General features: G+C 67.6%; 11 protein-coding genes. 8 read left to right on the top strand and 3 right to left on the bottom strand.

Annotated elements, in window-relative coordinates; all coding sequences use genetic code 11:
• Window position 1: 1 nt before the first annotated feature.
• The 5 genes from ACUVWL_RS15145 to ACUVWL_RS15125 all read left to right on the top strand — a co-directional run bounded on the left by ACUVWL_RS15145 (window position 2) and on the right by ACUVWL_RS15125 (window position 6,116).
• Complete coding sequence (locus ACUVWL_RS15145) at window positions 2-1,651, top strand: CsgG/HfaB family protein (RefSeq protein ID WP_041863036.1); 1,650 nt, start codon at window positions 2-4, stop codon at window positions 1,649-1,651.
• A gap of 243 nt (window positions 1,652-1,894) precedes the next feature.
• Window positions 1,895-3,544, top strand: a complete 1,650-nt coding sequence (locus ACUVWL_RS15140) for a M28 family metallopeptidase (protein ID WP_053495490.1) — start codon at window positions 1,895-1,897, stop codon at window positions 3,542-3,544.
• Between the two features lie 174 nt (window positions 3,545-3,718).
• The gene (locus tag ACUVWL_RS15135; RefSeq protein ID WP_046428597.1) at window positions 3,719-4,978 is read left to right on the top strand and encodes a sensor histidine kinase; all 1,260 of its coding nucleotides are present in this window, start codon (window positions 3,719-3,721) and stop codon (window positions 4,976-4,978) included.
• Window positions 4,968-5,738, top strand: coding sequence for a LytR/AlgR family response regulator transcription factor (locus ACUVWL_RS15130; RefSeq protein ID WP_049441363.1), 771 nt, complete (start codon window positions 4,968-4,970; stop codon window positions 5,736-5,738). The genes ACUVWL_RS15135 and ACUVWL_RS15130 overlap by 11 nt, the downstream gene beginning before the upstream one ends.
• Window positions 5,739-5,771: 33 nt before the next feature.
• Entirely contained in the window at window positions 5,772-6,116 is a 345-nt protein-coding gene (locus tag ACUVWL_RS15125) for a hypothetical protein (protein ID WP_111205904.1), read from the top strand.
• A 39-nt stretch (window positions 6,117-6,155) separates the two neighbouring features.
• Here ACUVWL_RS15125 and ACUVWL_RS15120 read toward each other — a convergent pair whose 3' ends face one another.
• The gene (locus ACUVWL_RS15120; protein WP_014645784.1) at window positions 6,156-6,770 is read right to left on the bottom strand and encodes a hypothetical protein; all 615 of its coding nucleotides are present in this window, start codon (window positions 6,768-6,770) and stop codon (window positions 6,156-6,158) included.
• A gap of 309 nt (window positions 6,771-7,079) precedes the next feature.
• Here ACUVWL_RS15120 and ACUVWL_RS15115 point away from each other — a divergent pair, with 309 nt between their 5' ends.
• On the top strand, window positions 7,080-8,009 hold the full coding sequence (locus ACUVWL_RS15115; RefSeq protein ID WP_445978508.1) for an oxygenase MpaB family protein: 930 nt from the start codon (window positions 7,080-7,082) through the stop codon (window positions 8,007-8,009).
• Between the two features lie 77 nt (window positions 8,010-8,086).
• On the opposite strand, the gene ACUVWL_RS15110 is transcribed toward ACUVWL_RS15115, so the two are convergent.
• Window positions 8,087-8,674, bottom strand: a complete 588-nt coding sequence (locus ACUVWL_RS15110; RefSeq protein WP_014645786.1) for a TetR/AcrR family transcriptional regulator — start codon at window positions 8,672-8,674, stop codon at window positions 8,087-8,089.
• A gap of 133 nt (window positions 8,675-8,807) precedes the next feature.
• Here ACUVWL_RS15110 and ACUVWL_RS15105 point away from each other — a divergent pair, with 133 nt between their 5' ends.
• Together ACUVWL_RS15105 and ACUVWL_RS15100 are read left to right on the top strand one after the other, a co-directional pair.
• Window positions 8,808-10,022 carry an MFS transporter gene (locus ACUVWL_RS15105; RefSeq protein ID WP_049406328.1) on the top strand — a complete coding sequence of 405 codons (1,215 nt, stop codon included), beginning with the start codon at window positions 8,808-8,810 and terminating at the stop codon, window positions 10,020-10,022.
• Window positions 10,019-11,191: an MFS transporter gene (locus tag ACUVWL_RS15100; protein ID WP_445978507.1), complete on the top strand. Its 1,173-nt coding sequence runs from the start codon at window positions 10,019-10,021 to the stop codon at window positions 11,189-11,191. Before ACUVWL_RS15105 ends, ACUVWL_RS15100 begins: the two co-directional genes overlap by 4 nt.
• 132 nt (window positions 11,192-11,323) lie before the next feature.
• Here the strand turns inward: ACUVWL_RS15100 and ACUVWL_RS15095 are convergent, their stop codons facing one another.
• The gene (locus ACUVWL_RS15095; RefSeq protein ID WP_032959257.1) at window positions 11,324-13,435 is read right to left on the bottom strand and encodes a M13 family metallopeptidase; all 2,112 of its coding nucleotides are present in this window, start codon (window positions 13,433-13,435) and stop codon (window positions 11,324-11,326) included.
• Window positions 13,436-13,547 lie beyond the last annotated feature (112 nt).

Below are 13,547 nucleotides of genomic sequence, written 5' to 3'. Positions count from 1 at the left end.
CATGCGTACGACCTCCCGTTTGATCGGCCTGGGCCTGGCTGCCGCGCTGCTTGCAGCCTGTGGCAAGCAGGACACCCCGGCCGAAGCGCCCGCACCTGCCAAGGACAAGGCAACCAGTGCACTGGCCAGCAATGCGCCAGTGGAAGCAGCGCCCCTGCGTGGCACGCCGGATTTCGGCGGCACCACCCAGGTCGCGCGCGAGGCCGACGGCATCGGCAGCACCCCGGAACTGGCGGTGCTGGCGGCGTTGCAGTCGGCGGTGGCGCAGGTCAACGGCGTACGCGTGGCCAGCCAGATGCAGAGCCTGCGTGCAGGCCTGCATGTGGATGTGGATGACGAACACGTCGGCGATATCCGCGCCGACGCGTTCACCCAGCAGATGATCGCCGGCTCGCAGGGCGCGGTGCTGGGCTATGAAATCCTGTCGCAGGACGAAGTGCGGCAGCTGGATGAAGAAACCATCGCGCGCGTGCGCGCCAGCGACGAAGGCTGGAGCTTCAAGGGTTCGGCCTCTGCCAGCGCGTCCGGCGAGGCCACGGCCAAGGGCGGCGGAGCCTCGGCCAGCGTCAAGGAGAGCTACGACGAGAAGGTCAGCGTCGATGCCAAGCGTGGCGCAAGCTCGTTCGATTCGGACGTGACCCACCGCAGCATGCGCAGCTACTGGAAGGTGCGCGTGCGTGCACAGATTGCCCAGTACCGTGCACCGGACGAGCAGGGCAAGCCGAAGATCGTGGTCGCGCTGCCGCGCACCAAGGCCGGCAGCTATGCCGTGGGCGATGGCCGCGTGAGTGCCGATGAAGTGGCCGACGCGATCCGCGCGCGCCTGTCCGACACGCTGACCCAGACCCAGCGCTTCATCGTGCTGGATCGCGAGTTCGGCGACGAACTGCAGGCCGAGATCGACCATATCAACAGCGGCAACGTACGCCTGCAGGACACCGCACGCGTCGGCCAGCAGCTGGCGACCGACCTGATCCTGATCCCGACCATCGAACGCTTCGAGTACCCGCGCAGCGTACGCAACCTGCGCATGTCCGACCGCCAGGTGACCTCGTACTCCGGTGGCGGCCGCATCACCCTGCGCCTGATCAACGCCACCACCGGCCAGGTGGTGATGTCCGACAGCTTCGACCACCAGCTGGCCTCGACCGGCCCGAGCACCCTGCCCCGCGTGGTCAACGGCCGCAACATGGCCGCGGCGATGATGGAATCGCTGTCGGGCCAGATCGGTACCACCATCGTCACCACGCTGTTCCCGGTGTCGGTGGTTTCTGTGGACGGTGACCAGGTGGTGCTGAGCCAGGGTGGCGAAACCCTGCAGGCCGGCCAGCGCTGGCAGGCCGTGCGCCTGGGCGAGGAACTGAAGGACCCGCAGACCGGCCGCTCGCTGGGCCGCAGTGAACACCCGTGCTGCACCATCCGCATCGACCGCGTGGCCGCACAGACCTCGTACGGCACCATCGAAGACGGCGTCGACGCGATGCGCGGCGGTTTCCGCCCGGGCCAGATCGAACTGCGCCAGAAGCTGGGCAGCAAGCCGGCCGCCGCCGCAGGTGCGACTGCCTCGGCCGCTCCCGCCGCCGCCGCACGCCCGGCGGCCAAGCCGAAGCCCAAGCCCGCTGCCGCCCCGGCCGAAGACCCGAACTGGTAACACGCCCAAGCAACACACCGATGGGGTCAGAGCCCTTTTCCGGCGGGAAAAGGATCTGACCCCTTCGTGTTTCCGTGCGTGTCGACCCAGGTCGACACCCACCAACAGCAGTGGGACCCCGCCTACCCTCAGGAAACCAGCTTTTGCTGTTGCTTCGGCTGTTGCCGTTGTTTCGGCAGGTGCAGGGCGCAGCCCTGGCGAATCCCATTACACTCCAGAAGGATTTCCCTGCTGGAGAGAGCAATGAAACGAGTGGTACTGGGCGTGCTGGCCCTGTCGGTGTCGAGCGCACTGATGGCGGCCACCCCGAAATTCGATGGCGCGCGGATCTCCGCCGACGTCAAGGAACTGGCCTCCGACGCCTACGAAGGCCGCTCGCCGGCCACCGCCGGCGAAGAAAAGACCATCGCCTACCTCAGCAGGCAGTTTGCCGACGCCGGCCTGCAGCCGGGCGGCGACCTCAAGGACGGCAAGCGCCTGTGGACCCAGGCCGTGCCGCTGCGCAAGGGCGACATCGTCGGCGCACCGCAGCTGGCGCTGCACCAGGGCGGCAAGACCCTGCCGCTGGAGCAGGGCAAGCAGATCGCCGTGCGCGCCGCCATGAACGGCGCCAGCAGCGTCGACATCAGCAAGGCCCCGCTGGTGTTTCTCGGCTACGGCGTGAAGGCACCGGAGCGCAACTGGGACGACTTCAAGGGCGTGGACCTGAAGGGCAAGATCGCCGTGGTGCTGATCAACGACCCGGACTTCGAAACCGGCCAAGGTGATTTCGACGGCAAGGGCATGACCTATTACGGCCGTTGGACCTACAAGTACGAGGAAGGCGCCCGTCAGGGTGCGCTGGGCGTGCTGATCGTGCACGAGACCGCACCGGCGTCGTATGGCTGGGCCACCGTGGCCGGCTCCAACACCAACACCATGTTCGACGTGGTGCGTGACAACCCGGCAGAAAGCCACCCGCTGCTGGAAGGCTGGATCCAGCGCGACCTTGCCGTGGAGCTGTTCCGCTCGGCCGGGCAGGATTTCGAGGCACTGAAGAAGAAGGCGCAGCAGCGCGACTTCACCCCGGTGCCGCTGACCGGCGCCAGCCTGGACGCGAAGTACGCGGTGAAGACCGAAGTGATCACCTCTCACAACGTGGCCGCGCGCCTGGAAGGCAGCCGCCATCCGGACGAGACCATCATCTACAGCGCGCACTGGGACCACATCGGCGTGGGCGAGCCGGACGCGCGCGGTGACCGCATCTTCAACGGCGCGCTGGACAACGCCAGCGGCACCGCCTCGCTGGTCGAGCTGGCCCGTGGCTTCGCCAAGGAGAAGCGCCCGCAGCGCTCGCTGCTGTTCCTGGCGGTCACCGCCGAGGAAAAGGGCCTGCTGGGTTCTGAGTACTACGCCACCCATCCGCTGTATCCGCTGGAAAAGACCGTGGCCGTGATCAACATGGACGGCATGGCGCCGTTCGGCCCGTCGCGTGACTTCGGCATCTACGGTGCCGCGCGCTTCGAGCTGCTGGACCAGCTGAAGGACGTGGCCAAGGGCTGGGACATCCGCTACACGCCGGACCCGAAGCCGGAAGCGGGCCTGTTCTTCCGCTCCGACCACTTCCCGTTCGCCAAGCGTGGCGTGCCGGCGCTGTCCTGGTCGGCCGGCCAGGACTGGGTGGACGGTGGCGTGGCCGCAGGCAAGAAGGCCTCCGAGGACTACACCGCCAAGCGCTATCACCAGCAGGGCGACGAGTGGCAGCCGGACTGGGTGTTTGCCGGTGCCGCGCGCGACCTGGAAGTGCTGTACACGCTGGGCAACCAGCTGGCCAATTCCCGCGATTGGCCGAACTGGAGCAAGGACGAGGCGTTCCGCGCCGTGCGTGACGCCAGCGCCGACCAGCGCAAGTAACGGCGTCCGGTAGTGCCGGCCGCTGGCCGGCATTGCCGCCCCCGGAAACGCCGGGCCGTGCCTGGCGTTTCCATAACGGCTTCCATCCCAACTTTCCCGGCCTTCGTCGCAGCCTGCTTGCTTGCCCGGCGGGCCGCCCTATGCTCGGCTCACCCCCTTCCTCAAGGCGCCGCCGTGTTCGCCAGCCTCTCTCTCCTGATCCGCCACCTGCTGGCCTGGGCTGCCGCGCTGGTTGTCGCCGGCATGGTCTGGAGCGGCATCTTCAGCGGCATGAACGATGGCCCGGGCTGGATCTTCGGGCTGCTGGCGATGTTCCTGATCATTTCCGCGCTGGGCAGTGCCATCACCCACATCCGCCGGGTCTGGCTGGTGGCCGGTCGCCTGGATGCCACCACCCTGTCCGGCCGCCAGCGCCGCCAGATCGAACTGCCGATGGACGCCGGCCACGCCTTCTCGGTGGTGGAGGCGGCGATTTCCGAACTACCGCGCGTCGAAGACGTGGAAAGCTCGGCCGGCAGCCTGCAGGTGCGCGCCTATGTGCGCCGGGTCGACCTCTGGAACGGCCGCCAGCCCTCGCGCTGGAACCTGCCGGCGCGGCTGGCCATCAAGCGCAACAGCGTGCTGGCCACGGTCACGCCGGGGCAGGGCACCAGCACCGTGACCCTGCTGTTCGAACCCGATGCCGGCTGGTGGGCCGACCTGCTGGCGCTCGACGAGGGCAGCAACTTCGAGAACGCCGAAGCAGTCACCCGTGCGATCAGCCGCCGCGTCGCCGACCAGCGCCGCGACGAACAGGCTGCGGCCGAACAGACCCAGGTGGAAAAGGAACTGTCGGTGGCACGCTTGAACCTGTTGCATGCGCAGGTGGAACCGCACTTCCTCTACAACACGCTGGCCAACGCGCAGGTACTGACCCGCACCGATCCGGCGCGTGCCGAACAGATGCTCGGCCACCTCATTCAATACCTGCGCAGCTCGTTGCCGCAGGTGGACGAATCGGTATCCACGCTGGGCGTGGAGTTGGACCGCACCCGCGCGTACCTGGAAATCCTGCGCATCCGCATGGGCGCACGGCTGGCGGTGGAAATGCAGGTACCGAACGAACTGCACGGCGTGCACCTGCCGGCGATGGCACTGCAGACGCTGGTGGAGAACGCGATCAAGCACGGCCTGGAACCCAAGCCCGGCGGTGGCACGATCTGGATACTGGCGCGCGGCTTCGATGACCACGTGACCGTGACCGTGGCCGACGATGGGCTTGGCTTCGGCCAGGGCACCAGCGGTACCGGCATCGGCCTGAAGAATCTGCGCGAGCGCCTGCGCCTGACCTGCGGCGAGCAGGCCGGCGTGGCGATCGTTGCCAACTTCCCCAGCGGCGTGGCCGCGACCATGACCCTGCCGCAGTCGCACAAGGAGCGCAGCCATGCCGCTTGAAGCCCTGATCGCCGAAGACGAAGAACTGCTGCGGCAGTCACTGGTGGAACAGCTGGGCCGGCTGTGGCCGGAGCTGAAGCTGGTGGCCGAGTGCGAGGACGGTGCCAGCGCGCTGGAGCAGCTGGCCGAGACGCGGCCGGACATCGCGTTCCTCGACATCCGCATGCCCGGCATCAGCGGCATCGAGGTCGCGCGCTCGCTGTCCGAGCTGAGCCCGCGCACCCAGGTGGTATTCGTCACCGCCTACGACCAGTACGCCATCGATGCGTTCGAGCAGGGCGCGATGGACTACCTGTTGAAGCCGGTCAGTGATGAGCGCCTGCTGGCCACCCGCGAGCGCATCCTGTCGCGGCTGCCATCGACGCGACAGGACGATGCCGTGCTGGAGCGCCTGCTGCAGCGGCTGGGCCCGTCGCAGGGCGCAGCGGAGCGCCCGCCACTGGCCTGGATCACCGCCAGCAACGGCCGCGAGACGCAGCTGATCATGCTGGAAGATGTGGCCTACTTCCGCGCCGACAACAAGTACACCACCGTGGTCACCGCTGCCGGCGAAAGCCTGCTGCGCACACCGTTACGTGAACTGCTTGAAGTGCTCGACCCGCAGCACTTCCGCCAGATCCACCGCTCCACCATCGTCAACATGAAGGCGGTGGCAGCGGTGAGCCGCGACGACACCGGGCGCGGCGTGCTGCGCCTGCGCGGGCGCACGGAGACGCTGGTGGTCAGCCAACCGTTCATGAGCCTGTTCCGCGGCATGTAGCCGCGCCGCAGTCTCCGCCGCCAGGAGCATTGCATGCGTTTTTTCCTGCTTGTCGGCCTCGCCGCATTGGCGCTTGCCGGTTGCCGGAAGTCCACTGAAACCGCGATCACCCGCACCACTGCCAATAGCGTGGACACGCTGTACAGCAAGCGCACGGTAGTGGACGGCGTGGCGCGTTTCGAGTGCATGGCCAGCCGCAGCGGCCAGTGCCATTACCTGGTGCTGGACCCGGCCTGTCGTCCTGATGCCGCCTGTGCGAAAGCGCCGATACGGTCGTTCGCGTTGGCGGCCGGCACGACCCGGGAGTTCAGGGGCCTGCCGAAGGGCTTCGCCCAGTGCGTCAGCGAGGATCGGAAAGAACAATGCCACCGTGAGTGATCACGGTGGCATTGTGGCTCCCCCCGCTTCCCTGAAGGGTCAGTAGGCAGGCTGTAGTGTCAGGTCGTGGTGGTGCTCGTTCTCGCCCACGTGGTTGAGGCGGCCGACCAGTTCGGAGTGCTGCTTCATGCGCCCGATCTCGGTCATGATGCGGATGTCCTCGTGGCGCAGCTCGCGCTTGGCGGTGACCGCCTGCTTGTAATCGAGCACTTCCGGGTAATGCTCGGCCAGGTCCAGTGCCTCGGCCACGTGCTCGACGCTGTCGGCCTTGGAGCTGATGCGTGCGCGACTGTTGAACGCCTTCATCCAGCGCTCGAAACCGGCCTGCTGATCGAACATGTTGGCCATGAACCAGATCACGAACAGGATCGAGACCCACGAGCCGAACACGACTACCACGCGGGTGAACGTGATATGGAAGTCGTCGCGCCAGAGGTAGTTGGCGATCAGGCCAAGAATCAGCAGCGAGGCTGCCTGCCAGCCGACGATCGAGGCGATCAGCCATTGGCACTTGGCCTGGGCCAGCACCGCGACTTCATCGCGGATCTGCTGCTCGCTGAGATTGCGCCAATGCGCGACCTGTTTATCGAACGGGCTGCTGTAGAGCTCGTTGTCGCGAAGCAGAATTCCCAAACCCTTGAACAAAGCAATCATGGCTGGCTCCTTGTGGAACGTGCGTCGATCAGCATTGGACGGTGTGGCGGTTCCAGTTCTAGCACTTCCAGCGAGCCGTGCAATGGGCGCAATGCCAAGCTGCGCAAGGGCTTCCCCTGAATCGGTGAATGTTGTTGCATCGCAGCATCGCGGTCGCAGCCTGCGACAGGATGTCGCAGGGTGAAACGTGCTGCGGCTGCACATGGAACCGTGGCTGAGCGCGGAGACTCGCGGCCGCGGTCGTGATCGCCGAGAATCGGAGCCAACCGCGCAAGATGCGACTGTTCTTCCGTCTTTCTTGGACCTGTGATGCCGGCTCTGCTGCAGCGACTCTCCCGCCCCGTCACCGCGCCGATCCGGCGCTGGGTGCTGGAGGCCTTCCCCCGTGGCCAGAGCGGCATCGATTACGACCAGCCGCTGGGTGACCCGGGTTGGTTTGGACCCGACAGCGTGACCTGGCGCCTGCACGCCGAGTTCCCCTCGATGCTGGCCGGTGGCCTGTGCGCGCTGATGCTGCAGACCCTGCATCCGCACGCGCTGGCCGGGGTCTACGATCACTCCAATTTCCGCCAGGACCTGGTGGGTCGCCTGCGTCGCACCACCGCGTTCGTTGCCGGTACCAGCTATGCGCCCACCGGCGAGGTGGAGGCGCTGGTGGCCAAGGTGCGCCGCATCCATGCACGGATCCGCGGCCAGACCGCACAGGGCGAACCCTACGCCGCCGACGATCCGCAACTGCTGACCTGGGTGCATGTGACCGAGGCGTTCGGGTTCCTTCAGGGCTTCCGCCGGTATGGACGGGAGGTGCCGGCACACATCGCCGACCGTTACTACGATGAGTACCGCTGCGTGGCCGAGGCACTGGGTGCGGTGGACGTGCCGCGCAGCGAAGCGGAAGTGGCGGCGTACTTCTGTGCGCGGCAGCCGGAGCTGCGCGTCGACGAGCGCTCGCGCGAGGTGCTGGAGGTGCTGTCCGGCGTGCGCCTGCCGGTACCGGTGCCGGGGCTGTCGCGCGAAGTGTTCCTGGGTGCAGGCGCGGCACTGCTGCCGGACTGGGCCGAAGGCATGCTTGAACGCAGTGGCCGTCAGCGCGCGCAGGCCGCCGCGTCGGCGACACTGGTGCAGGGCATGGCGCCGCTGTTCCGCCGTGCGTTGCCCGATGGCCTGGCCAGCCGCGCCTGTGCGCGCATGGGCGTGCCGGTGTCGGTGCTGCGCGAGTGGCCCACCGTTCCCCGGTAGGTGCCAACCTTGGTTGGCACGCGTTGCGCGCGGTGCCGCAGGAGCCGCAGTAGATCCACACCATGCGTGGATGGGCCTTACCCCGCCGACTTCAACCCGCGCAACAGCATCTCCAGCGCCGCCGTCGCCTGCCGCAGGCGCACGTCGCCATCCTCGCCCTCGGCGATCCAGAACGCGGCCTCGGCCAGGCTGCCATAGATCAGCGACGCCAGCGCCTGCGCATTCACCGGCGCCACCACGCCCTGGGCAACCAGATGTTCGATCAGGTGCTGCATCGAATGCACGCAGTGGCGCTGCGATTCCGGTGAGGCGCCACCGAGCACCGCGCGCGCGTCGCGCAGCACGATGCGCTGGATCTCCGGTTCCAGCGCCATCTCCAGGTACGCGCGGCAACGCTGCACGAAGCCCTCCCAGGCATCGTCGGCGGCATCACTGATCGCCTGCAGGCGCTGGTCGGTCTCGGCATCGAGCTGGGCGACGACAGCCGCCAGCAGACCCTTCTTGTCGCCGAAGTGGTGGTACAGCGCGCCGCGGGTCAGCCCGGCCTGGGCGGTCAGGTCGTCCATCGAGGTGGCGGCATAGCCATGCTCGCTGAACACCCGGCGGGCGGTGGCCAGGAGGGTGGCGCGGGTTTCTTCCATCTCGGCGCGGGTGCGGCGAACCATTCAGAGCTCCTTACATACGCAGTGCATGATTATTTACATACGGCGCGTATGAATGTAGCCTCTTATTCATACGCCCCGTATGTATTGTCATGGCGCCCTGTGCGCCAGGCAAGTCGCTGCCTTGGAGAACCTGATGGCCACCCCCTATCGCGACCTGTTCGCGACCCCCGGCACCGCCGGCCTCGCCCTGGCCGGGCTGCTGGCACGCCTGCCGCTGCCGATGACCGGTATCGGCATCATCACCTTGCTGTCCCAGCTGCGCGGCAGCTATGCACTGGCCGGTGCGGTGTCGGCCACCTTCGTGCTGACCTATGCGTTGCTGTCGCCGCAGGTGTCGCGCTGGGTCGACCGGCGCGGGCAGGGCAGGGTACTGCCATGGGCCACTGCGGCCAGTGCGGCCGGTCTGCTGTTGCTGCTCGCGTGCACGCTGCTGGCCGCGCCGGACTGGACGCTGTTCGTTGCGGCGATGCTGGCCGGCTGCATGCCCAGCGTGTCGGCGATGGTGCGAGCGCGCTGGACCGCGACCCATCGCGGACGACCACAGCTGCAGACCGCGTATTCGCTGGAGACCGTGTTCGACGAGGTGACCTTCATCGCCGGGCCACCGTTGTCCGTCGGATTGTCGGTGGCGGTATGGCCACAGGCTGGCGTACTGGCGGCCGCCCTGCTGCTGGTGGCCGGCGTCGCCGCACTGGTGCTGCAGCGGGGCACCGAGCCGCCGATACAGCACTACGAAGGTGCAACATCCTCGCACTCGCTGCTGCGGCAACCGGAGATCCGCCTGCTGGCGTTGCTGATGCTGGCGATGGGCGTGATCGTCGGCACCGTCGACATCACCAGCGTGGCATTGGCCGAGCTGCGCGGACAGCCACTAGCTGCCAGCTGGGTGCTGTCGGCCTACGCGCTGGGCAGCTGCGCGGCGGGGCTGCTGTTTGGTGCCCTGAAGCTGCCGATGCCGCTGCCGCGCCTGTTGCTGGCCGGAGCAGCGGCCACCGCATTGACCACGTTGCCGCTGCTGTGGGTCGGCAGTCTGCCGGCACTGGCCGCTGCGGTACTGCTGGCCGGGGTGTTCTTCGCGCCGACGATGATCGTGGCGATGTCGCTGGTTGAACAACGCGTGCCCGAAGCACGCCTGACCGAAGGCATGACGTGGCTGCTGGCCGGCCTCAACATCGGCGTGGCGCTGGGCGCGGCGCTGTCCGGACAGAGCGTCGATGCGGCGGGCGTGCGCAGTGGTTTTGTGGTTGCGCTGGCGGCAGGCGGTGGCGTGCTGCTGTTCGCCTTGCTCGTGCAACGTGCGCTGCGCCCGTCTGCCGCGTCCACATCTCCTGAAGGAATCATTCCGTGAGCGCTTCATCGCCTGCGCATGCCGCGTCTGTGCCCCGCCATCCGTGGTGGGCGGTCTCCGCCGTCGGCCTCGCCACGTTCTCGGTGGTCACCACCGAAATGCTGCCGGTCGGCCTGCTGACTCCCATCGCCGAAGATCTCGGCGCGTCCACCGGCACCGCCGGTCTGATGATCTCACTGCCCGCCCTGCTGGCGGCAGTGTTCGCCCCGCTTGCGGTGATCGCAGCCGGTGGCATCGATCGTCGCCGCATCCTGTGTGTGCTGTTGGGCCTGCTGCTGGTCGCCAACCTTGCGTCGGCGCTGGCACCTGGCATCGGCTGGCTGTTGGCCGCGCGTGTGCTGGTGGGGTTCTGCATGGGCGGCATCTGGACCATTGCCGGTGGGCTGGCAGCGCGCCTGGTACCTGCGCAGCGCATCGGTCTGGCCACCTCGATCATCTTCGGCGGCGTGGCCGCAGCTTCGGTGCTCGGCGTTCCGTTGGGCGCGCTGATCGGGGATGCATTGGGCTGGCGCAGCGCGTTCGCGGCGATGACGTTGTTCAGTGCGGCGGTGATGCTGCTGCATCTGCGGGTGGTTCCCGCGTTGCCGGTCAGCACATCGGTGCGGCCGCGTCAGTTCGTGCAGCAGCTTGGCCAGCGCAACCTGCGGCGTGGCCTGTGGCTGACCGGGCTGCTGGTGTCCGGGCACTTCATCGCCTTCACGTACGTGCGGCCGCTGCTGACGTCCGTATCGGGCGTGGATGCGTCGTGGATAGGTGCACTGCTGTTTGGGTACGGCCTGGCTGGCATCGCCGGCAACTTCATCGCCGGGCCGCTGGCTGCGCGCCATCCACGGGGCATGCTGCTGGCGATAGCCTCGGGCCTGCTGCTGACGCCTCTGCTGTTCCTGTGGGTGGGAAATGCGCCCTCCGCAGGTATTGCAGTGCTGCTGCTGTGGGGTCTGGCCTATGGCGGTGTATCGGTGGGCCTGATGAGCTGGATGATGAAGGCGGTGCCGCAGGCCGTGGAGATCGCCACCGCGTTGTATGTGGCGGTATTCAACATCGGCATCGCAATGGGTGCGTGGGGTGGTGGCCGCCTGCTGGATGGCGTGGGCCTGCATGCGAATCTGTGGGCTGCGGCGGTGTTGGCTGGGAGTGCCCTGCTGATGGCTGCCATCACCCGCAGGTAGATCCACGCCATGCGTGGATTCCTACCCCGTGCCGACCAAGGTCGGCACCCACCAGAGCGGAGTATGTGCCGACGAAGGTTGGCCGCTACCCTGAAATGAAACGGGCGCCTTGCGGCGCCCGTTCCGGTTACATCACCACACCTTGACCCGCTTGTCCGGGGCCAGGTACAGCTTCTGGCCTTCCTTCACTTCGAACGCCGGGTACCAGGCGTCGATGTTGCGCACGGTCAATGCGCGGAACTGGCCCGGGGCATGCACATCGGTCAGCAGCGAATTGCGCAGCGCCTGCTCGCGGCTCTTGCTGCGCCACGCCTGGGCGAAGCCGAGGAAGAAGCGCTGGTCCGGGCTGAAGCCTTCCAGGGTCTGGCCCGGCTTGCCCTGCAGCGACAGCTGGTAGGCATCGTAGGCGGTACCCAGGCCAGCCACGTCGGCGATGTTCTCGCCCAGGGTCAGCTTGCCGTTCACGTGCACGCCGGGGAACGGCTCGTAGCTGCTGAACTGCGCGGCCAGCGCATCACCGGCGGCGTTGAACTGCTTCAGGTCCTCGGCGGTCCACCAGTTGTGCAGCTTGCCGGTCTCATCGAACAGCGCGCCGGCGTTGTCGAAGCCGTGGCTGATCTCGTGGCCGATCACCGCACCGATCGCACCGTAGTTCACCGCGTCGTCGGCAGCGCCGTCGAAGAACGGCGGCTGCAGGATCGCGGCCGGGAACACCAGGCGGTTCTCCAGCGGCACGTTCATCGCATTGATGGTCTGCGGCAGCATCGCCCACTCGCTGTGGTCGACCGGCTTGCCCAGCTTGGCGATGTTGCGCTGGTACTCGAACAGCTCGGCGCGCTGTGCATTGCCCAGCGGGTCATCACGGCGGATCTCCAGGCCGGTGTAGTCGCGCCACTTCTCCGGATAGCCCATGCCCACGGTCAGGCCCGTGACCTTGGCCTTGGCATGCGCCTTGGTCTGCGGCGACATCCACGACAGCGCGTCGATGCGCTTGGCGAAAGCGGCGATGATGTTCTTCGCCATTTCGTCCGCGCGCTCCTTGGTCCTGGCGTCGAAGTGCTTTTCGACGTAGCGCTTGCCGATCGCTTCGCCGACGGCATGGTTGGCATCGTCCACCGCGCGCTTCCAGCGGTCGCTCTGCTGCGGCGTGCCGCTCAGCGCGGTGCCATGGAAGGCGAAGCGGGCATCGGCGAACTTCTTCGGCAGGTAGGCGGCGGCACGGTCCAGCGCGTGGAACGCCAGGTAGTCCTTCCAGGCGTCCAGCGGCTCGGTGGCGACCAGCCTGGACAGGCCGGCCACGGCCTTGGGCTGCCACACGATGAAGTCCTGCTGGTTGCCCAGCGCGGCCGCATCGAGGAAGGCGTTCCAGTCCAGGCCCGGCGCCTTGGCGTTGAAGTCGGCCTGGGTCCAGGGGTTGGCGCCCTTGGTCACGTCGTTGGTTTCTTCCTGGGTGGCATGCGCCTGCGCGATCTTCGTTTCCAGCGCGAGGATGCGCTGCGCCTTGCCGGCCGGGTCGGCGACGCCGGCCAGCTGCAGCATCTGTGCGATGTAGGCCTGGTACTGCTTGCGCAGTTCGGCCATGCGGCCATCGCCCAGGTAGAAATCGCGGTCGGGCATGCCCAGGCCGCCCTGCACCAGGTACGGCGCGGTGCGATCCGGCTGCAGCATGTCCACCGACACCCACAGGCCGAACAGGCGGTCGGTGTAGAAGTTGGTGGCGTTGAGCAGGTCGACGTCGGCGCGCAGGTCGCCGCCGAGTGCGCGGGCCAGCCCGGCCTTGTCGGCGATCGCATCGATGGCCTTCAGCTGCGGCTGCACCGGCGCCAGACCGTGCTGCTCGATGCCGGCTTCGTCCATGTAGGCGGCGTAGTAGTCGCCGATCAGCTTGTCGTCGCCGCTGGCCTGGGTGTTGCCGGCGGCCCCTTCCAGGATGGCGCGGGTGTCGGCCAGGGTCTTCTCGGCAATGACATTGAAGCTGCCGAAGCGCGAGCGGTCGGCCGGAATCTCGGTGTTCTTCACCCAGGTGCCGTTGGCGAAGCCGAAGAAGTCGTCGCCGGCGGCGATGCTGCGGTCCATGCCGCTGGCATCGAAGCCGAAACTGCCCAGCATCGGCTTGGCCGCAGCGGGGGCGGCATCGGCCGGCGCGGTGGCACCGACGGCCGGGTCGGCCGGGCGGTCACAGGCGGCCAGGGACAGGCTGGCAACAATGGCCAGCGCCAGGGTGGGACGGCGCAGCTTGGACATGGACTTCTCTTGCAGCGGAAAACCCCAAGTCTAATCCGCTCCGGCGCCACTGGCCGCCCCCCTGCGGGGCCCGCCCTGTGCAGGATCTGGCTGAACGTGCGGATGCGATCTT

It is taken from the genome of Stenotrophomonas muris (assembly GCF_052751275.1).
Note: the sequence above shows the minus strand (reverse complement) of the source record. Positions and strands in the feature narration are given on the sequence as shown.

Bases quoted from the DNA above. Each gene is read 5' to 3' on its own strand.
- ACUVWL_RS15095 (WP_032959257.1), bottom strand. From the start codon at position 13,435: ATGTCCAAGCTGCGCCGTCCCACCCTGGCGCTGGCCATTGTTGCCAGC.
- ACUVWL_RS15115 (WP_445978508.1), top strand. From the start codon at position 7,080: ATGCCGGCTCTGCTGCAGCGACTCTCCCGCCCCGTCACCGCGCCGATC.
- ACUVWL_RS15120 (WP_014645784.1), bottom strand. From the start codon at position 6,770: ATGATTGCTTTGTTCAAGGGTTTGGGAATTCTGCTTCGCGACAACGAG.
- ACUVWL_RS15105 (WP_049406328.1), top strand. From the start codon at position 8,808: ATGGCCACCCCCTATCGCGACCTGTTCGCGACCCCCGGCACCGCCGGC.
- ACUVWL_RS15145 (WP_041863036.1), top strand. From the start codon at position 2: ATGCGTACGACCTCCCGTTTGATCGGCCTGGGCCTGGCTGCCGCGCTG.
- ACUVWL_RS15110 (WP_014645786.1), bottom strand. From the start codon at position 8,674: ATGGTTCGCCGCACCCGCGCCGAGATGGAAGAAACCCGCGCCACCCTC.
- ACUVWL_RS15125 (WP_111205904.1), top strand. From the start codon at position 5,772: ATGCGTTTTTTCCTGCTTGTCGGCCTCGCCGCATTGGCGCTTGCCGGT.
- ACUVWL_RS15130 (WP_049441363.1), top strand. From the start codon at position 4,968: ATGCCGCTTGAAGCCCTGATCGCCGAAGACGAAGAACTGCTGCGGCAG.
- ACUVWL_RS15140 (WP_053495490.1), top strand. From the start codon at position 1,895: ATGAAACGAGTGGTACTGGGCGTGCTGGCCCTGTCGGTGTCGAGCGCA.